This window comes from Brucella oryzae, from assembly GCF_041929965.1.
GTDB lineage: Bacteria > Pseudomonadota > Alphaproteobacteria > Rhizobiales > Rhizobiaceae > Brucella > Brucella oryzae.
In genome coordinates this window covers 1-18,311 of sequence record NZ_JBHEEO010000038.1, presented here as the reverse complement: position 1 = coordinate 18,311, position 18,311 = coordinate 1, and the positions used below count along the sequence as shown (strand labels likewise).

The following is an 18,311-nucleotide window of genomic DNA, read 5'->3' as shown; positions in this document are numbered from 1 at the left end:
ATCTGATGTCTGCATCGCCAAAATTTACGCCCAAACCGTCAGGCAGGCAACTGTAGCCCAGTTAACGTGACAACACCTCGCCGTCACATATAACTTATTCCTAAGATTGAAAGCAAGCCGTCAATCTTGAATGAGCAGGAGTCGCCAAGTGGGAAGGCAACGGTCTCCAAAACCGTCATCGGGGGGTCAATTCCCTCCTCCTGTGCCAATAATATTAATCCATGTATTAAGACTGATGCGTAACTTCATCGTAAACGAAATTTTGTCACTTATACGGCCATATATAAAACATAGATGCTCCTTCGATGGCGCTATTATTTGTCTTTAGTTGCCATTTCTAAATGACTTTGTGTCGTTTTGCATTCCTTGAAAAAGCACCGATGCAATCAACTCTGCGTTTGACTGTATATCTGAGGTCGGAATGGGATGACGGACAAATTGCACAACAATCCCAACCAAGCATGTAGCAAAAAATTCAGCAGAAATGTCCTGTCGAAAATGCCCTGCCTCGACCTCAGTTTTGATGTTTACCGCAATCATGCTAATAAGCTCCTGCCTTGTCTCCTCACCCTCGGGTTCATGTAGCATTGCGACGGTCATAGCATCACGATTGCCTTGCAGGAATGTCAGTAAGCTGGTGACGGCTATAGTTGTAAGCGATTTGAGATCGTCAGCTCGAACGGATGGCGGGATCAGCGAGTTTTTTACAAGCTCGCGCAGGTTTTCGCGAAAGTCGGCAACGACCGCATGGTGGACTTCGTCCCTGGACTTGAAATGTCTGTAGACCGCAGGCTGCGTAAGGCCCAATCGTGCCGCGACGTCGACCATCTTTGCCTTTCGGCCGTGTGCGGCGATCTCAACCGCAGCAGCTTCAATTAACTGTTGGCGTGTTCGATCTCCTTTTCTTGCATTCATGAATTTTACCATTGCGTTTAAAGTTATATCCATATAACAATTGATCCCGCACCAAAGCGGGACTGCGTGACAGGCTTATTATAAGCACAGTCACCTTTAAAGAAGTTAAGGAGCAAAACGGATTATGAAAGCGACCAAGATGCAAAAAATCCCCGGATTGTGGGATATGTTGTTATGTGCAAAAATGCTAAATTGATTAGACTAGACTCTGTGGCTTGGTAGGAGTCTGTTAAAATTGTTGGGGCGATTAAAATATACAGAGATTGGCTGAGATATAATTGCCATATCTATAATTTTCTGCGCCCTTTCAATAAAATTGGTGGGCGGGAATGCAGGTTTCTAGGCGTTTTCTTCTAAAATCCGTGGCCGTACTGGCGGTCTGCTCGATTGGCATGGTCAATTCGGCGGTTAGCCGAACTTTTGGCGAACTGATCATTAAGACGGTCGACGGACAAACTATCGTTATTCCCGAAGCTGAATTGTTGGCTCAGCCGCAAGCGATTGTTAATACGCACACAGCATGGACAACGGGGCGACATGAGTTCAAAGGCTTATTACTCACCGACGTATTAGCCAAAGCGGGCATTGATGTCTCGTCTCCACGCGACATGAAAATGCGTGTTCTGGCGCTGAACGACTATGTCATCTACATTCCGCTCGAAGACGCGATCAAGTATAAGGTGCTTGTCGCAGCCTTTATGGATGGAAAAAGGCTAACAGTAAGTGATAAAGGCCCTTATTGGCTAGTCTATCCACGTGACGAGTTCACGGAGCTGAAAGACTCCCGATTTGACCACCGTTGGGCTTGGCAACTGAAAGAGATATCGATCATAAAATAATGACACACGAACGCGGCTATGTAGTCGCAAGTGTGGCTATTCTCGTATTCGTTGCCGTACTTGCGTATGCTTTCATCCAGCTTCTTTCAATTCACAAAGCACTCTCAACCTTTACGGGAGAGAATATGCTTTGGAATGTCACAGAGACAGAAAGAGAAGCGCGTAGGCTCTCTGAGGCACTGCTATTATCATCTGAGTATTATGAGAACGAAGACGTGGCCTTCAGATACGACATACTGTTAAGCAGGGTCAAACTGATTAACGACAGCCCTCAATACGACTTTTATGTCAGCATTGACGGCAAAGAGCATCTTGAAGAGCTGAATCGAATTTTGAATGTCGTCCAAATCGCTCTCGACGACGGCAAGAGTAATGCCAGACGCATCTATGCATTGCTCCTTCCAATCTTCAACAGCCTGTCGCGTTTGGGCAACAAGACGATGATCCAGCAGCGCGTGGAAGCAGGAAAGCAACGCGATAATCAGTTGCGCGCCATATACCTGCTGATGATGTCAAGTGCAGGGCTATTGGTTTCGGGAGCGGCTTTGTCATGGCTCCTGATGTCGAATATCCGTGCGCTCAATAAAACACATGCTGAACTCTTTGCTTACAAAGAGAAGCTGGAAGATACGGTTGCCGAACGGACGGCTGCCCTCCTGGAATCGCTGGAAAACGAGCGCCAGACGAACGCGGTCTACATAAACTTCCTGACCACGGTATCGCACCAGTTCCGCACACCAATAGCGATCATCGATCTAATCGCCCAACGGTTTGTCCGCTGGCCACAGGATGTGACCAAAGCGATTCTGGTAGAGAAGGCACAGCGTATTCGAACTGCCATCAAGCGTCTCAATCTGATTATCGATAGCACGATTAACAATGATCGGCTGACTGAAAGCGGTCTCGATCTGTTGGTAACAAATATAAACTTCTCGGAAGTGATACAGAAGGCCTGTTCATATCACTCAGATATTTATCCAGAGCGACGCTTAAACCTCTTTCTTCCTGATAAACCTATCTGGACTTGTGGTGACGCAACGCATCTGGAGCAGGTGATTATCAACTTTCTTTCGAATGCTGAAAAGTATTCAAGCTTGTCGACACCTGTCGACATCAGGCTCCGGACGCGCGCCGATCAGATCGTCTGCTCGGTCACAGACTATGGAATTGGTATTCCGGCCGAAGACCAGGCCAGGATTTTTGACAGGTTCTTCCGCGCAGCGAACGTTTCACACCTTCCAGGTAGCGGCCTTGGGTTGAGTCTCTCCTCGATGCTGGCGCATCTGCACGGAGGCAAGATCACCTGCAAATCAATACCAGGTAGCGGAACAACGTTTGAATTTACGTTGCCGCTGGATGGGAAAAAACCATGAAAAAATCGAACATCTGCGAACAGAAAACGGTCCTTTGTATCGAAGACGAAGCTGATATTCGCAAAGAACTCGTATTTGGGCTATCGAAATTTGGCTTCAAGGTCATGTCCGCAGGAAGCGGAGAAGAAGCTTTATCGCTGTTGAGTGTAGAGCGCCCCGATTTAATCCTCTGCGATGTTCTCATGCCCTGTTTTGGTGGATTGGAGCTTCTGAAACGAATCCGCGCAACGATGCCTCACCTGAATTCCACGCCTTTTCTTTTCCTTTCAGCTTTGACAGACCGTTCTCACATTCTTCAGGGTCTGAAGCTGGGCGCGGACGATTATCTGACCAAACCAATCGATTTTGACCTGCTCGAAACCAAGATTACTCGCAAGATGGAACTTGTCGAACGTAGTAAGAACACTCCTGCTTCGGCCGATTCTGATAGTGTTGTTTCGCCACCCACGAATGAGACGAAGGCAAAACTGACAAAACGAGAACTCCAGGTTCTTAGCGAGTTTGCCAAAGGTCATACGAACGGCCAGGTAGCTCGAATATTGGGATTGTCCGAATACACTATTGGCGATCACTCAAAATCTATTCTCAAGAAATTGAATGCTGCGAGCCGAACTCAAGCTGTTCACGAAGCTATCGCGCAGGGCCTGGTCGGCGTAAATAAAGCAAAAACGTGACAGAAATCAGTCGGAATCTGTAAAAAATCCCCGGATCGAGGGATTTTCGCAATTAATATTGAGTGATAAGCAGTAAAAATCACAGAAAGTTGAGTGGTGCACTTAGAAGGGGCTTCCAGTGCGGGGATTTACTGCGTCTTTTTTCAAGATATTTGGGTGCGCAACACTTATAGTCGCGGCAGTGTCTGCTTCCGACGCACAGAGCACAATGTCACCAGCAACGGACTGGACAGGCAATTACAGCTTCTCGTCGACTGCTGATCGAAACCTCCGCCTTCTACAGGCGGATATGATCGAAAAGCGCGAGAAGGGATACTACGAGTCTCTCGGCAGGACGACGATCAATCAGACGGTGACGAACAACTCCGTTACCAAGATTGGGCAGAACACGAATGCCATCGGGTCGGTGAACAATACGACCACGAATATCGATCTGTCGGGCAACAATAACAGTATCGACATCAGCAGTTCGTCGAATTCGAACGGCTGCCAGGATGGCAGTGTGAATATCGGCCATTCCGGTACGACGTCTGCTACGTCGGGCTGCCAGTAAGGCTGAAGGCGGGGTCAATGAAAGTTTCTCGTATCGCAACCGCTTTCGGGGTGGCTTTGTCACTGTCGGCCTGCACGGCGACAGCCGTTACACCTCCGAAAATGAATGCAAAGCTCATGGAAGGGCCACCCGTTTCCGACATCGTGACGCCGTTTGACAGAGCGCTAATGTGCCTGAATGGCCGCGTGTCCAAGAACGTCGTGTTCTCTGTCGGCGCGATACTGGATCAGACGGGGAAGGAAAGCTTCACCGATGGTGGTGTTGGCAAATTCGTCACCCAAGGCGCTGGCGACATGGTTCAGTCCGCTTTGTTCAAGGCCGGGACCACCATCGTCAATCGCCGCGATCCGCGTGTGACCACCACCGAGATGGAATGGAAGATTCGCGATAATCGGCGGATCATTCCAACCAGCTATTACGTCACAGGCAGCATCAACAGCCTCGATTTCATTCCAGGCGGCGGTGTGGAAGCCGAGGTGGCTGGGGTTGGTGCCAAGTATCGGCAAAACCGGATGCTGGTAGGCATCGATCTCGCCCTAACCGACGCGGGCAGCGGCCGCATCGTCGCAAATGTGCCGATCCATAAGCAAATCTATGCCAGCGAATATGGCGCGACGGCGGGCCGTTTCTTCGGCGACACCTTGGTGAACGCCCAGATCGGTGGGCGCGAGCGAGAAGCTCTCCATTTCGCACTTCGTCAGATGCTTTATCTCGGTACGTTCGAGCTGCTGACGCAGGTCATGAAGGCTGAGAACTATGCGGACTGCCGTGCCCACATTGAGAAAATGCACGGTGTCATCTCGAATACCAGCACGAGCGATGCCGTGGCATCGCTTGAAAAGAAGAAGTCGGTGCAGATGGCTCAGGCAACGAAACCTGTAGACAAGACCCTTGCGAAAACGCCAACGGCAGTCTCTCGCCCCGTCAACAACACTGTTTCAACAAGTCCTCTTCCTGCGAACGGAAGCCAGCAGAAGAGCCTCATGAAGTGGGACGCAGCCAAGGGCGGCTGGGTTCCAAACGATAGCGGAGCTGAAACGCCCGGCTCCTGATGTATCGAACTTGCCGCATCGCGGGAGGTCAGACGGTGCACCCCAACACCTGAAGAGCATAAAAGGCAGTAATGGGGGACTGCCATGGAGACGAAAATGAACAAGTTCTTTGCATCGGCGTCCGTCGCCGCAATCATTCTCGGTTTCGGTTCGGCTGCACAGGCACAGACCCTGTCGAACACGATTGGCCAGCCTGTCATCGATCAGATGAGCCAGTTCGAAAACGGCAACTGGATCAACCGCGCAATCAACACGGCTGCAATCGATGGCAGCGTGAACATTATCGGCATTCCGAACATCGAGGAATCTTCGTCGATTTCCGGCGCAATTGATGTCGGTCTCGGCGCAGGTATCGATCTTGAAGGCTCGGGCATCGATATCACCAATCCGCTGGCTGGCGCAATCGAACTCGGCGTTGACGTTAATGCTCATCTGAAGGCCAACGTATCCATCGAGGAAACCTCCAAGGTCGGTGGCGCAATCGTGAAGTCGACGGATGTTATCAAGACGGTCGCCGCAGGCGCTGTCAACACGGGCCACATCGCCACTGCTGTTTCGGCTGCGAGCGACTCGTCCTCTACTACTGCCAACATCTCACTGTCCGATCTGAAATATGTCAACGGCGAAGTGTCCCAGGCTTCGGCTTCGACCTCTAACACCGCTGCGGAGGCACTCGCTGCCGAAGGTACGTTTGCATCACTTGGCAACCTCAGCGTCGGCATCAGTCAGACGGTTGCCAGCTCGTCGTCCGGCCCCGCCATGGGCGTCTACGCAGTTAACGAAGCGTTCAACAATGCCGACATCAACGGTAGCGTGAACATCCTCAGCAACGGCACGGATCTCGCTGGTATCTCGACTGTTGCCGCTGGCGCGGTCAATACCGGTACGATCTCTCTCGGCTTTGATGGCGCTGCTCTGAACAGCGCCATCAATGGCGGTGGAAACTAATATAGCCCCTTTCCATCGCTGAACGACTGCGGTCGCCGTCTCAAGCATCTCCCCGCCGGAATGGGCGAGACGGCGGTCGCAGTTTGAACTATGAGGAATCGAAACAAGATGAAAAAAGCCGTCGCTATTGGATTTCTGCTCAGCTCTGTCGCTCCGGCGCTTGCTGCAGATCCTGTCATTCCCGACCCCGTCGTTGAGCCACCCGTTTACCAGGCATTGCCGATGTGGACAGGCCTGTATATCGGCGGTCAGCTTGGCTGGGCGAGAGGACAGCGAGCACCGCATATTCCCGCCAGCTCGAAACCGACACCGGTAGATCCGACAGACCCCACTGATCCGACAGATCCTACCGACCCAACTGATCCGGAGCAGAGCTGTGACCTCGGCGATTTCGCCTGGGCTGCCGCTTCGACCACGAATACCAGTGCCATCGCATGGGCTGATCCGTGCAAGGCATGGGGCATCGGCCAGACGTCGAATACCGGAGCGGGAGCAATAGCAGTTGAACAGGCTGCATCAACACCTGCTGCCGCAACAAAGCAGACCCTGAGCACTGCCTCGCTCGATGCCGGAACGATAGCTGCGGCTGAGGATGCCGGATCTGCTGACGCTATTTCTTATAGCTCCGGTGGCCATCGGGATACGTTCATCGGCGGTGTCCATATCGGATATAATCACCAGTTCGAAAACAATCTCGTTCTGGGTGCCGTCGCCGACCTCAACTTCCTCGATTGGGATCGCTATGTCGGTGCCCGCTACCAGGACCATTCGCTTGAGGCCCGCCAGTCTCTGAAATATCTGGGCACGGTTCGGGCCAAGCTCGGTTACGCGGCAGATCGTGTCCTCGTCTATGGCACGGGCGGTCTGGCCTATGGCGGCATCAAGAACAGTCTGTCCGTGGACGGAGCGACTGTCGAATCCGACACCAAGACCCGTTTCGGTTATGCAGTCGGCGCGGGCGTTGATTTCCTCGCCTTCGACAATGTCAGCATCGGTGCGGAATACCTTTTTACCGATCTTGGCAAGAAATCGAGCAACGACGTCTTCCGAAACAACGTCAGGTTCCACAGCCTGTTCCTCAAGGCCTCATATCATTTCAAGTAAGTTAGTGGGGAGCAAAAGGGGCGGGCATGCTGAAATCGAAAATAAAACGCGTGGCCGCTCCCTTTGGTCGCAGACGAGACCGTCCCTTAGATGAACTGGGGGATACTAATCTGCCAGTGATCCAGATGCACTACCAGCCAATTGTCGAATATGCGACCGACACCCTAGTAGTCGGGCATGAGGCATTGGTTCGAAGCCAGGCCCATTCCTCCGTGGCGGAATTGTTTAAAGCCGTTGGAGCCTGCCATCTCAACCGTTTCGATGCAAAATGCCGTAGATCCGCGATTGATGATTATTCCTCCGACAAGAGCCTGTTCGTAAATATCTCGGCAGGCGCATTGGCGGACTATCTCTACGGTATCGAAGATACCATCGCATATGCCGGGGAGCACGGATTTCCATATAGCCGTCTCGTTTTTGAAATAACAGAGGACGATCATCACGACACGTTTCGATTTCTGCGCAACAGCATTGATGAAGCGAGAAAACTGGGAGTTCGGTTCGCCGTCGATGATTGCGGAACCGGATATAGCAATCTGGAAACGATCATCGCATTGCGCCCGGATATTCTCAAAATCTCAGGGACGATTGTTCGAAACATCCATCTCGACACTACACGGCAAGCCATTGTCGATGGTCTCGTAACAACAGCCGAGAAGCTCAAATCGATGTTGATAGCCGAAGGCGTAGAACAGGAGATCGAAGCGCTCTGTCTCAAGGATCTCGGTGTGAGCGTGATGCAGGGCTATTACTTCGGATACCCAGAGCCTTTCGGAAGGGCCGACTGATGGAGAGAAAGATCAATCCGCCAACCAAGAGGGTCGATGAAACTGGCTATGCGACCGAATGCCAATTTGCGCTGCATACCGCGTTTAATCATCTGCTCGACCAAGCGAAGAAGGCGGGTTGGGATGAATTACAGGTTGCGCTTTCGCTCGTATCCCTTTGCGACACCGTCATCTACGGAGATAGTTCCAACCTCCTGCAATGACTTCGGGGAATTGGACTTTCGAGCGATACTAATACGCCGCTGAAGCCTGGTTAGATTGGCCCTAGCAGCATCCATGTCCTGTCTAGCGGACAGAAACTGCTGGCGTTCTGCGGACGTAAAAATGAAGCTACGGGGCTTCTTCATTGCTTTATACGCGGCAATTGCATCTTTCAATCGAGCATGGGCCTCCAGCAACTCTCTGCGAGTAAAAACATTTGATGTCATGCATTTCTCCTTTTGCCTTTTTCGGTTTCTACAGTTCATGCCGGATGGCATTGCAAACAACAAGTGATGAAAACGCTAGAGCGTTTCCCTTTCAAGTTGGATCATATCCGCACGAGTTGAAGTAATTCTGAGCCTCTTGCGGTTCGATGAGTTCAACCATCTGACCGATGCGATCCCAAAGCCCATTGACTGTTCTCTCGGCAGCCTTTCGTAAAAGCGCCTTCAGCTTGGAGAAGGCCTTTTCGATCGGGTTGAAGTCTGGACTGTAAGGTGGAAGGAACATCATTGTCGCGCCGACCGCCTCGATCAATTCTCTTGCTGCCGGTCGTTTGTGGCTGGACAGATTATCGAGGATGACAATATCACCTGGTTTCAATGTTGGAACCAACACCTGAGCGACATACGCCTCGAACCAATCACCGTTGATGGGGCCCTCGATGACAAGTGGCGCGACCATTCCCGTATTGCGCAGCCCCGCAACCAACGTGGTCGTTTTGCGATGGCCGTGAGGAAAAAACCCATTCGCAACCGCTCACCCTTGCGGCACCGCCCATGACTACGGGCCATATTGGTCGCTGTCCAGGTCTCATCGATGAACACGAGCCGCTCTGGATCGAGATCAAGTTGCTCCTCGAACCAGCATTGCCGCTTTTCCAGAACGTCTGGACGGCTTTGCTCTACAGCATGGCCAGTCTTTTTTTACGCGTTTGTTCGTGCCGGACAAGAAAGCGGTGCAGTGCCGACTTGCTGATTATGATGCCTTGGGCGGCCAAATCACTGCGAAGTTCGAAGAGAGTACCGTCCCTGTGTTCGGCGAGCCAGATCATGATCTGATCAGCATGAGCTTCTGTCTTGTGAGAATTGCGGTCGCCGCCCAGTGGACCGGGTCGAACATTTCCCTGCTGGAGTTGAAGGTTACGCCAACGGCTAACGCTGGCTGCGCTTACACCGAAACGCTCAGCAGCCTCTCGATGCGATGCACCGCCATCAACGGCAGCAACTACACGTATTCGAAGATCAATGGAAAGGGCTCGCGACATATCTGCCGACCTCCATCGGCAGATAGCTTGAATCAGAAAGTAACTGATTTGCAAAGCCTGCCGATTCAATCAGGCAGGGAAACGCTCTAATGACAAAGGCCAAGGCTTTCCGTTTTCAATCGCTAAGTCTAAGTAAGCAGATTTGACCTCGAAAGTTTGGTGTAGGAGATGTGGTGAACTGATAACATTGACTGGCCCATAGGAGCATTTGACCGAAGCGTAAGCGGGATGAGGAGAGTACGTGAGAGATAGATCGCATGACATGGCGATGGCCGAAGACTTCCGCGCCGATCCGACCTATGCAGCGGAGCTGCTTGCTGAAGTCCGCCGCGACGGCAACCCGGCCGAACTGGCCATTCTGTTGCGTCAGATGGCCACGGCGTCGGCAGGTGATGAGAGGTCGGATAACGCCGATACAGAGCGCGCTCTACCTCTCTGATTTGAACATGGTATTTTGCATGGTTTGGCAAATCGTCATGGTGGCAAGATACTGATTTGCATGGGCATTTTCAGGCAATTTATAATTGAGTGGGAGTGATCCCGCGTCCGGCATAGACTGGCACCAAATAGCATTAAAACACCCATAAGCCCGCGTAATTGCGGGCTTTTTTCATTCTTGGCGTAGCACTGTCTGGCAAATTTTCGCATCGCCAAGCACCCTGTTTCTATGGCATGGTAGATGGTACGATTTGAACCTGATGCCATGTTCAGCACTCGATACCATGTTGCTCCTGATGGGGTGTCTACCGCGAACTTGAGCTTAATCTCAGGATCAAGCCCAGAAAGCGTCTAATTCGGGAGCGGCCTGAACCTCTGGCAGTACCAGATCAACCCAACATGACCTGGTCAATGGACTTCATGGCCGACCAACTCGCTGACGGTCGCGCGTTTCGGACACTGAATGTGATCGATGACTTTAACCGTGAGGGGCTCGGCATTGAGATCGATTTCTCATTACCAGCCGAAAGGGTTGTCCGATCGCTGAACCATATCATTGAGTGGCGCGGAAAACCGGATACAATTCGCGTCGATAACGGCCCGGAATATATCAGCGGGAAACTCTTGGCATGGGCGCAAAAGCGAAGCATCACCATCGCCCATATCCAACCAGGTAAGCCGCAGCAAAATGCTTATATCGAGCGTTATAACCGCACGGTTCGGCATGAATGGCTGGGATGTTTCATGTTCAACACTATCAAGGAGGTGCAGGATTACGCAACACGCTGGCTCTGGACATACAACAATGAAAGACCCAATATGGCTATCGGCGGCATAACACCCGCACAGAAACTGAAAATGGCTGCATAAATTCTACTGAAAAGTCCCGTTAAAAACGGGGGGATTACCTTACCAGTCACCCGCAGAGGTGAATGCAATTTTTAGAGAGTTGACCGCAAATGAGTAATTGGCACGCGACCCAGACAGAAGTGTCCGAATTCGTGGAGACTGTTTTCCGCGAAGGCGACAATCAGGATCGACATCTTGTCCTGTTGACTGACACCGCAGCCGACTTGATCGGCGCAGTTTTGAAGCCGGAGCTGAAGACGCGTGAGGAGCCGGAGGCTCATATCGATATCCACCTTCGCAAGGAAGGCGGCGTGCTGGTATACTTTTGGACGGCCGAGGGTGAGAAAAAGTGGATCACCCTGACCAGCGAGGACACCGCACAGCATACGGAGCTTGAAAACCTCGCGCAGGAAAATCCGGCTGATCTGGTCGAGCAAGAGGTGCTGGCCGAGTATCTGGGCGGCTTCTGAGTCTCGAGGGAATGATCGTGGCCGAAGCAACACTTTATGAAATTGATTGGGACGGCAAATGCGTATGGTCAATGATCATACCGGATGTTGCATCGGCCGTTTCTCAAAAATGGGCGTCGACGTGCATAAAGCCGGACCCGACCAGGTCGCTACAGGCATCCAGTGTCTCGATTGTTTTCACGGCGGCGACCCGCGAGAATTATGGGATCGGTTTGTGATCTCGATGCGGAACCATCACGGTGTCGAGGTGCCGCCCGGGGCGAAACCAGCGTTTCGCAACTGACGCGAGGTCAGTCGATATCTTCCCATCTTCGATTACCGACGGCCACGATCCTCGCATTGCGGAGAGCCTCCTCTCTAAGGAAGCCGTTCTTTCGCCGTAGGCCTGCCTGATCGATCTCACCAGCGTTAGACATGGCAGCGTCTCGATTTCGAGCTACCTGCTACTCGTAGACCGTTTTCCAGCTCCTAGAGCACGACGCCGTCTTATACTCGGCCGCGATGATCGGCTTCACGACCTTGTTGCCAAATTCGTCGACCTCGGGTTCTGGGATTTCGGAGACTGGTATTCCGCCGCCGCTGATCTTCATGGCAGTTTCCAAAACGACTATGGGGTCATAATTCAGGAATGGTTAGCAGCAATTCAGGGGTAGTCTCTCGCGAGGGGCAACTATTAAAATGGGCTGGAGTCATTCGTAAATTGGATGGTTCCAGCCCACAATGACTTATGACGTTTTTGGACGTGTGAAGAGGACAAACAGGCCCAAAATGATGTCGCCAATTACCCAAATGCTGAGTACGAGCATTGCTCCGATTCCGGTGCCAATGGCAGCCCCCGCTTGCTCCGCGCCCGATAATCCACTCATACCCTGACTTGCATTATTCATGCCAGTGATAAACCAGAGCAACATCAGGAGATTGAAAGCGATAAATGACCATTTGAAAAGCTTGCCCATAAAACCACGACGTGGTTTGCGTAACGCTACACCGCAACTAGGGCATTTGAACGCGCTGTCACTAACATCCTTGCCACACTCCGGGCATTTAATCATTGCCATGCTAAGTCTCTCCTATTGCTTTTTGGAAATGCTATCGAAATGGAAAAGGAACGCTGGGTCAGTCATAGCCCCCCTGATTGTCAGACTAGTCTCGCGGACACCATCCTGATCAGAGGCCAAGAAGCTGCCTGAAATAGCGACAGTATCTTCAATCGTTATTTGGGACAGGTTGGCATAAAGGGGAGTGCCCTTCTTGATCATGGTGCCATCCACCAAATCCGAGAGCGCGTTATTCCATGTGACGACTTCAACCTCTGGAGAGAGACGTACTGAGATAATGGCGTGGCCATCTGTATTGGTTTCAAGCCTGGTCAGTGTTCCATTCCAGCCATTAACCGTCAAACTCGAATCTAAAGCCGTAATAATCGCACCACGACGCTCATCGCGAAGGCTGCTTTGCTGGAGCTCGTTGGCCGTCGCACGAAAGCGTTCAGAGTAAAGATTTATGGTTGATATAAAATCCTTCTGGCTTTCGGGCAGAGTCATTACATTTTCGGTTGATGCGCCCACTTTGGAGGCGGCGGTGCTGTCAGAAGGCTTATCTGGGGACGCCATGGCCGCGATTACTACTATTGCCAGAAAGCCGCCCCCCAGCCATTTCATGGCTTTATAACGTGAGCGCGGCGCGCCGCAGTTAGGGCACGCCTTGGCTTCAACAGACATTTGTTTGCCGCATGATTTACATGCGATCCACAATGACTCGGATTTCATTTAGGCCCCCACTCTCAATATTCAGAAATAAAGCTATCTACCGATTAACTCCAATGAAATTTTCAGCCCTAGATTGAAATGTTGTTCACATTCACAATTACTGAAGACAAGAAGAGCGTAAGCATCTTGTATTCGGTGAACGTAATCCAAGGAACTAATGATGCAGAGCTTGAAAAACCATCAGCTAAACCACGAGCGAATTTTAGCCAATATTGATCTTTTATCATCAATAACTGCGTTGAAGACATACTCGACCCTTTTGTCACCCATTACGTCAATCAAAGGGATGGCAAAAGTAGTGGTCTTTTGATCTTCAGAAATGGGGCCGGATGAAGATAAGATTTTTGGCCCCCTGATTTTCCAGGTCAGCATGTGACCTTTAAGCGACTTGGAAAGCATACGATCTATATCGGGATCATTATCATTCGATTTATTGTTGCCCTTCATCGATACCCATACTTGGGCTACGATGTTGTCTCCCTCCTTCATCAGATGAGGAAGCATGCCGCCTTGTTCAGGCGTAAATGGCTTGGAATTCATAGCCGCGATCAGTTGATCGGTGTTTCCCTTGATATGCCATTTGCACGTTACAGTATTGTCACTGACCTGCATGTCGTTTTTCATCGAAATGCCGCTCAATGCCTTCTGACTCGCCAAACCTGTACAGAAGTCCTCAGGTGTTTTTTCCGCGAATGCCAACGCGGATTTTAAAACCGAGAGTTCAATATCAAGTGCAGTCGTACCGTCCTCGTTAATGGACATCGACTGCTGCATATCGAAACATCCAGTCAGCAAAAACGTCAACGAAATCAGTGCTGCGCCCTTAAACTTCATGTTTCCCCCATGAACCCCATACAGCGAATATTGATTAAACGTTTACCAATTCTCCGCTCGATTGCCAATGAGATTTAGTCGGCGTTTTCCGGTCGAGCTGGTCTGGCATCAAGAAGGAAACCAGTTAAAAAAATTCTGTCTCAATCAGAAGACAAACATTCTAACATTAGCGTTCCCTTTTCCAACTTTTGAACGCTGTCGATATCCCAAAATTACAAAGTTATATAGCCATAAAAATAAAGCTTGCCTCTCAGGTTGCAAAGTTATATAGCCCGGTCAACTAGTATGGAAGGTAAATACGAACTTCACAGCACATGCAAGCGAGCGATTACAACAGAGATCATTTCCCCCCCACACGTGATTGATGCGATAGTTACGTACGGTGTAGGACATCATGTATAGGGCGCGGAAGGCCTAACGTTAGACAAACGGGCGCTCCTCCGTGTTGCAGAGAGCATCAACCGCTTATCAATCGAACTCGAACGCAATTGCGGATCATACGTGATCGTTAGCGACCAGAGCCAAATCGTAACCGTCGCCGCAGAAAGCGTCGGCTTAAACACTAACTTTTTTCATCGTACTGATAGGAGACCCGATCTTGGATCAAGATCTCACAATCGCACGCGTATTCTTCGAAAACATCGACGGCCAAAACGCTACAAATCTTCTCACTGACGACAGGATGACCATCCATCGCGACGGTAATCTGCAGATCAGCTATGCACCTTTCGATCACATCGAGAAATCTGCACGTGTAGTGATCGTCGGCATAACTCCAGCCATGACGCAAGCGGTGAATGCGTTGAACTCACTCTATCGAGCAAAGCTGGCAGGCAAGTCCATTGAGGAAGCTCTTCGGGTTGCAAAGATGACGGCAAGTTTCAGTGGCCCGATGCGGTCGAACTTGATCGAGATGCTCGATTTCGTCGGGGTGGCTCGGCTGCTCAATATCCAATCGACGGCTTCACTTTTCGAGGCTGGTTCTCGTGACATGCATTTCACGTCGGCTCTTCGCTATCCGGTATTCGTAGGCGGAAAGAATTATTCGGGAAATCCGTCGATGCTGAAGGTGGGCGCACTCAGGAACATGGTTGAAACCCATCTCGCCGAAGAAGCGCGCCTGCTCTCCCATGCCGTCTGGCTGCCTCTCGGGCCAAAGGCCGAAGAAGCCGTTCTGCATCTCGTTGGGAAGGGGCTGTTGCCCAGGATGAATGTGCTAGCAGGCATGCCTCATCCCTCAGGTGCCAACGCAGAACGAATTGCAGTTTTCACTGGCAGAAAGCCGCCTGAGCATGCATCGGCTAAAACCGATGCCGACAAGCTTCTCCGGGCGGCGGCAAAACTCAAAAGTCAGATCGCAGGCCTCAAGCTGGGAGAAGCCGCATGAGCAAGAACGTACCGTTCACCTGGGAACAAATCGAAGGCGAAATTAGAAAGGCTATATGGGTTTCTATCGAAGCAATCGGAATCTTCTGCACGAATGAAGCTTATCGAGGAATGCTGGGCGACAGCAACGCTGAAGAAAACACCTTTGACATCCAGCGTCATCGTGTCTATTCGATTGTCGAAAGGTGTTATGCATATGCCTATCAGCTCCCCGGCCACGACAAGATCGAGGAGGAAGATTGGTACGAAGCCGAGATGCTTCTGAATGGCGGACTTCCTGTCTATACCCATAATCAGGAGTCCCCGCTGATGGCCAGCTTGGATTCGCCACTCCGCTCAGTTCTGGAGACTTTCTTCGCTCGATACGGAATGAACGAGCTGGGAAAACCGCTAAACATACGTGAACTCGGACTTTTGGCAGGCATGTCTGATTCAGTGGTTAGAGCGTCGCTCAGCAAGGAAGGCTTTAAACTGGAACGCTCAGGTTCCAGTGATGAAAGTGCGGTGCTGTCGTCTGATGAAGCGTTACGTTGGCTCACGAAACGTCGTGGTTTCATACCAAACAAGGGCGATGCCCTTGATGGGCAGAAGAAGGCTATCGTCGAGGGGCTAGTCCCTGATCAGTCAATCGAATTCGCCGAGGTCATCGCTGAACTCAGCAGGCGATATTGTAGCGACATCTTCGAACTCTGTCAGGAGATGCCGGACCGGGATAAGGAGTGGGTTATAGCGTTCTTTCGTGGAGAAAAATTAGACATCCGGCTAAATCTGTTGAAGACCATCGCAACGGAGCTTGAAGCGCCAGAAGCGATGTTTGTCGGTCGGGCCGTTACACATCTTCTCAGCTAATCGTTTCGACAGTCGGAAGCCATCTGCTGTTGGTGGCTCCGACAATCTTTCGAGGGGATGGCGGAAAGTAAAATCCGGGGATCGAAGTCAGCGTCGCACCAATTGCGTACAAGTTGCTTGCTTGCTCGATCAAAAAGCATAAGCAGAAACGACATTTTACCCGCGATCCTGCCCTCAATGTCGATCACTAGAGCAAATCGCTCTGGAACTCGGGTGAACTGCTTGCTGAAGTCCACAAGCTTAAGCTCGTCATTTCGAAAGTGATCGATGGAAAAACAGAAAGCAAGTTCATAATCATCGTCAAGCAAAAGACGTGGTCGAACGAATGCTTCAAGGATAGGGCCAATTAATTTAATGCGGCTCGCGACCCCTAGGCCTACGGCGTCGAACTTAACAAATGAAGGCGATAGATTTCCATTATAATACTGTTTGATATCTATTTTTCTGACCAGTTCATCATCACACATCAGAGCGTGACGCATGAGCGTCTCGAAATCTATCCGTTTATCAAAGAATGATTGCACCTATTCGCACCCCTATTAGCACCCCGTGTTTAATTAACTTGAGCGAAAACTGAATTACAACCCCAGAAAATATTTAATCACACCAATGTGACTTTTACGTGCATTGAAGCGGTGCCGTGCCCGGGAAGAATCTTGCTTTTCTTAGAGCCTGAATCATAATGAACGCAACGATATCAGGCTCTTGCGATCCTTCGCGTGAGGAAGCGGATATTTGCGATGTAGATCCACGCTTCAGAGGAAGCGATGGTTTTCTCGAAGTCTTTGGCCAGTCTGCGACACCGTCCCAGCCATGCAAATGTTCGCTCAACAACCCATCAACTCGGGAGTAGTTCGAAACCTCCAGCGCGATCGGATCGCTTGACGATTTCCAGTGTAAACTTCCCGACCTTTTCCAGCCTGCCTTTGAGCTTTGGTCCTGCGTATCCGCCGTCAGCAAAGATATGTCGTAGCCACGGCCATCGTTTGAGAATGGTTTTCAAGACATCCGGCGCGCCGTCTCTGTCCTGAATGCCCGCAGAATGGATCACGAGACCAACCATCAGGCCGAGAGTATCAACCACAATATGACGCTTGCGGCCGTTGATCTTCTTCCCCGCATCAAAACCTCGTATTCCGCCGCTTTCCGTGGTTTTCACCGACTGGCTATCGATCACGCCAGCCGTGGGGCTGGGCTGCTTGTCGGCCTGTTCACGCGCAATCATCACAAGCGCGTTGTTGATGGTCCGCAGCATGCCATCATCTCTCCAGCGGTAGAAATATTTCTGCACCGTGGAGAATGGTGGGAATTCAGTAGGCAAAAGCCGCCACGCACCACCCGAAGAAGCTATATAAAGAAGCGCGTTCACCACTTCTCGCAAGTTTGTCTTTCGAGGGCGACCGAGAGGTCGTGGCAAAGGCATCAGCGGTTCGAGCACAGACCATTCCGCATCCGTTAAATCGCTTGCATAACGCGAATTGCGACGCTCATACTGTCGCCGAGCGGGTTTCAGTCCAGGCCATCGTGAACTCCATCGTATGTCAGAAATCCGATTGAATCATAACCTGCTGAAATCGCTCAACCCTTTTTGGAACAGGCTCTAGGTCCAGAAAGGTTGACAACGGTTCGACGCGAACGCCGATCCCTATACCGAAGAGGAAATCGAGCGGGAAGGTGCACCAAGTTTGCGCGACGCTGCGCATCCCAAAGGGATTGCTCACCATATATAAGAATGAAACACTGTGCCTTCCAGTATCGAGCCTCAATCGGGCTGACAGCGTCGATGTCCGCTTCAGATTTGGTACCGACACTTGTCGAATAGGAGCTAGATTTCAAGATTATGGACCTCGGCTCTGCTGGATTAAGGCACTTATCCATTCGGCATAATGCAAATCCGAAACAGCTGGAAAGGAGACTGTGAAATGGGTGTTGTCACGTTAAGTTTCTCTGGCCGGAAAGGCCAGGGGCTCGTAGATATTCAGGCGAAACAGGCCGCAATTTT

The 18,311-nt window shown here is 51.0% G+C and carries 19 protein-coding genes, 1 tRNA gene and 3 pseudogenes; 15 read left to right on the top strand and 8 right to left on the bottom strand.

Annotated features, from left to right (window positions below):
* Positions 1-134: 134 nt before the first annotated feature.
* Positions 135-208 (top strand) — tRNA-Trp (locus tag JNC70_RS22035).
* 116 nt (positions 209-324) lie between these two features.
* Here JNC70_RS22035 and JNC70_RS22030 read toward each other — a convergent pair.
* The gene (locus JNC70_RS22030) at positions 325-915 is read right to left on the bottom strand and encodes a TetR/AcrR family transcriptional regulator (RefSeq protein WP_104756885.1); all 591 of its coding nucleotides are present in this window, start codon (positions 913-915) and stop codon (positions 325-327) included.
* Positions 916-1,244: 329 nt separating this feature from the next.
* Here JNC70_RS22030 and JNC70_RS22025 point away from each other — a divergent pair, with 329 nt between their 5' ends.
* From JNC70_RS22025 to JNC70_RS21985, 9 genes are all read left to right on the top strand, one after another.
* Positions 1,245-1,754, top strand: a complete 510-nt coding sequence (locus tag JNC70_RS22025; protein ID WP_104756883.1) for a putative pterin-binding protein — start codon at positions 1,245-1,247, stop codon at positions 1,752-1,754.
* Positions 1,754-3,127: a sensor histidine kinase gene (locus tag JNC70_RS22020; RefSeq protein ID WP_104756882.1), complete on the top strand. Its 1,374-nt coding sequence runs from the start codon at positions 1,754-1,756 to the stop codon at positions 3,125-3,127. The genes JNC70_RS22025 and JNC70_RS22020 overlap by 1 nt, the downstream gene beginning before the upstream one ends.
* Positions 3,124-3,801, top strand: coding sequence for a response regulator (locus JNC70_RS22015; protein ID WP_374789002.1), 678 nt, complete (start codon positions 3,124-3,126; stop codon positions 3,799-3,801). The genes JNC70_RS22020 and JNC70_RS22015 overlap by 4 nt, the downstream gene beginning before the upstream one ends.
* Before the next feature lie 208 nt (positions 3,802-4,009).
* Positions 4,010-4,354, top strand: a complete 345-nt coding sequence (locus JNC70_RS22010) for a hypothetical protein (protein WP_146097124.1) — start codon at positions 4,010-4,012, stop codon at positions 4,352-4,354.
* Positions 4,355-4,371: 17 nt separating this feature from the next.
* Positions 4,372-5,406, top strand: a complete 1,035-nt coding sequence (locus JNC70_RS22005) for a CsgG/HfaB family protein (RefSeq protein WP_104756879.1) — start codon at positions 4,372-4,374, stop codon at positions 5,404-5,406.
* Positions 5,407-5,502: 96 nt separating this feature from the next.
* A complete protein-coding gene (locus JNC70_RS22000) occupies positions 5,503-6,354 on the top strand; it encodes a hypothetical protein (protein WP_104756878.1) in 852 nt (283 codons plus the stop codon).
* A 108-nt stretch (positions 6,355-6,462) separates the two neighbouring features.
* Complete coding sequence (locus JNC70_RS21995) at positions 6,463-7,458, top strand: outer membrane protein (RefSeq protein WP_374789001.1); 996 nt, start codon at positions 6,463-6,465, stop codon at positions 7,456-7,458.
* 26 nt (positions 7,459-7,484) lie between these two features.
* The gene (locus JNC70_RS21990) at positions 7,485-8,246 is read left to right on the top strand and encodes an EAL domain-containing protein (protein ID WP_374789000.1); all 762 of its coding nucleotides are present in this window, start codon (positions 7,485-7,487) and stop codon (positions 8,244-8,246) included.
* Positions 8,246-8,449 carry a hypothetical protein gene (locus JNC70_RS21985; RefSeq protein WP_113464889.1) on the top strand — a complete coding sequence of 68 codons (204 nt, stop codon included), beginning with the start codon at positions 8,246-8,248 and terminating at the stop codon, positions 8,447-8,449. Before JNC70_RS21990 ends, JNC70_RS21985 begins: the two co-directional genes overlap by 1 nt.
* 316 nt (positions 8,450-8,765) lie before the next feature.
* Here the strand turns inward: JNC70_RS21985 and JNC70_RS21980 are convergent.
* Positions 8,766-9,714: pseudogene (locus JNC70_RS21980) on the bottom strand (IS630 family transposase).
* A 241-nt stretch (positions 9,715-9,955) separates the two neighbouring features.
* Here JNC70_RS21980 and JNC70_RS21975 point away from each other — a divergent pair.
* From JNC70_RS21975 to JNC70_RS21965, 3 genes and pseudogenes are all read left to right on the top strand, one after another.
* Entirely contained in the window at positions 9,956-10,153 is a 198-nt protein-coding gene (locus tag JNC70_RS21975; RefSeq protein WP_374788999.1) for an addiction module antidote protein, read from the top strand.
* Between the two features lie 302 nt (positions 10,154-10,455).
* Positions 10,456-11,022, top strand: a pseudogene (locus JNC70_RS21970) (integrase core domain-containing protein); the annotation flags it as partial.
* 89 nt (positions 11,023-11,111) lie between these two features.
* Complete coding sequence (locus JNC70_RS21965; RefSeq protein ID WP_374788998.1) at positions 11,112-11,471, top strand: hypothetical protein; 360 nt, start codon at positions 11,112-11,114, stop codon at positions 11,469-11,471.
* A 443-nt stretch (positions 11,472-11,914) separates the two neighbouring features.
* Here JNC70_RS21965 and JNC70_RS21960 read toward each other — a convergent pair whose 3' ends face one another.
* The 4 genes from JNC70_RS21960 to JNC70_RS21945 form a co-directional block, all read right to left on the bottom strand.
* A complete protein-coding gene (locus JNC70_RS21960; protein ID WP_162718851.1) occupies positions 11,915-12,061 on the bottom strand; it encodes a hypothetical protein in 147 nt (48 codons plus the stop codon).
* A 135-nt stretch (positions 12,062-12,196) separates the two neighbouring features.
* Positions 12,197-12,529 carry a zinc ribbon domain-containing protein gene (locus tag JNC70_RS21955; RefSeq protein WP_112701887.1) on the bottom strand — a complete coding sequence of 111 codons (333 nt, stop codon included), beginning with the start codon at positions 12,527-12,529 and terminating at the stop codon, positions 12,197-12,199.
* A gap of 12 nt (positions 12,530-12,541) precedes the next feature.
* A complete protein-coding gene (locus JNC70_RS21950; protein ID WP_162759335.1) occupies positions 12,542-13,240 on the bottom strand; it encodes a zinc ribbon domain-containing protein in 699 nt (232 codons plus the stop codon).
* A gap of 180 nt (positions 13,241-13,420) precedes the next feature.
* Positions 13,421-14,074, bottom strand: a complete 654-nt coding sequence (locus JNC70_RS21945) for a hypothetical protein (protein ID WP_374788997.1) — start codon at positions 14,072-14,074, stop codon at positions 13,421-13,423.
* A 598-nt stretch (positions 14,075-14,672) separates the two neighbouring features.
* Between JNC70_RS21945 and JNC70_RS21940 the strand changes: the two genes are divergently transcribed.
* Both JNC70_RS21940 and JNC70_RS21935 read left to right on the top strand, forming a co-directional pair.
* Positions 14,673-15,461, top strand: coding sequence for a hypothetical protein (locus JNC70_RS21940; RefSeq protein ID WP_374788996.1), 789 nt, complete (start codon positions 14,673-14,675; stop codon positions 15,459-15,461).
* Positions 15,458-16,309 (top strand): hypothetical protein, encoded by an 852-nt coding sequence (locus JNC70_RS21935; RefSeq protein ID WP_196107386.1) that lies wholly within the window; start codon positions 15,458-15,460, stop codon positions 16,307-16,309. The genes JNC70_RS21940 and JNC70_RS21935 overlap by 4 nt, the downstream gene beginning before the upstream one ends.
* Here JNC70_RS21935 and JNC70_RS21930 read toward each other — a convergent pair.
* A complete protein-coding gene (locus JNC70_RS21930) occupies positions 16,306-16,791 on the bottom strand; it encodes a hypothetical protein (protein ID WP_374788995.1) in 486 nt (161 codons plus the stop codon). The genes JNC70_RS21935 and JNC70_RS21930 overlap by 4 nt on opposite strands.
* A 215-nt stretch (positions 16,792-17,006) precedes the next feature.
* Positions 17,007-17,832, bottom strand: a pseudogene (locus JNC70_RS21925) (IS5 family transposase).
* Positions 17,833-18,311 lie beyond the last annotated feature (479 nt).

Coding starts and splice junctions, on each gene's coding strand:
- JNC70_RS22030 (WP_104756885.1), bottom strand. CDS start 915: ATGAATGCAAGAAAAGGAGATCGAACACGCCAACAGTTAATTGAAGCT.
- JNC70_RS22025 (WP_104756883.1), top strand. CDS start 1,245: ATGCAGGTTTCTAGGCGTTTTCTTCTAAAATCCGTGGCCGTACTGGCG.
- JNC70_RS22020 (WP_104756882.1), top strand. CDS start 1,754: ATGACACACGAACGCGGCTATGTAGTCGCAAGTGTGGCTATTCTCGTA.
- JNC70_RS22015 (WP_374789002.1), top strand. CDS start 3,124: ATGAAAAAATCGAACATCTGCGAACAGAAAACGGTCCTTTGTATCGAA.
- JNC70_RS22010 (WP_146097124.1), top strand. CDS start 4,010: ATGTCACCAGCAACGGACTGGACAGGCAATTACAGCTTCTCGTCGACT.
- JNC70_RS22005 (WP_104756879.1), top strand. CDS start 4,372: ATGAAAGTTTCTCGTATCGCAACCGCTTTCGGGGTGGCTTTGTCACTG.
- JNC70_RS22000 (WP_104756878.1), top strand. CDS start 5,503: ATGAACAAGTTCTTTGCATCGGCGTCCGTCGCCGCAATCATTCTCGGT.
- JNC70_RS21995 (WP_374789001.1), top strand. CDS start 6,463: ATGAAAAAAGCCGTCGCTATTGGATTTCTGCTCAGCTCTGTCGCTCCG.
- JNC70_RS21990 (WP_374789000.1), top strand. CDS start 7,485: ATGCTGAAATCGAAAATAAAACGCGTGGCCGCTCCCTTTGGTCGCAGA.
- JNC70_RS21985 (WP_113464889.1), top strand. CDS start 8,246: ATGGAGAGAAAGATCAATCCGCCAACCAAGAGGGTCGATGAAACTGGC.
- JNC70_RS21965 (WP_374788998.1), top strand. CDS start 11,112: ATGAGTAATTGGCACGCGACCCAGACAGAAGTGTCCGAATTCGTGGAG.
- JNC70_RS21960 (WP_162718851.1), bottom strand. CDS start 12,061: ATGAAGATCAGCGGCGGCGGAATACCAGTCTCCGAAATCCCAGAACCC.
- JNC70_RS21955 (WP_112701887.1), bottom strand. CDS start 12,529: ATGGCAATGATTAAATGCCCGGAGTGTGGCAAGGATGTTAGTGACAGC.
- JNC70_RS21950 (WP_162759335.1), bottom strand. CDS start 13,240: ATGAAATCCGAGTCATTGTGGATCGCATGTAAATCATGCGGCAAACAA.
- JNC70_RS21945 (WP_374788997.1), bottom strand. CDS start 14,074: ATGAAGTTTAAGGGCGCAGCACTGATTTCGTTGACGTTTTTGCTGACT.
- JNC70_RS21935 (WP_196107386.1), top strand. CDS start 15,458: ATGAGCAAGAACGTACCGTTCACCTGGGAACAAATCGAAGGCGAAATT.
- JNC70_RS21930 (WP_374788995.1), bottom strand. CDS start 16,791: ATGCGTCACGCTCTGATGTGTGATGATGAACTGGTCAGAAAAATAGAT.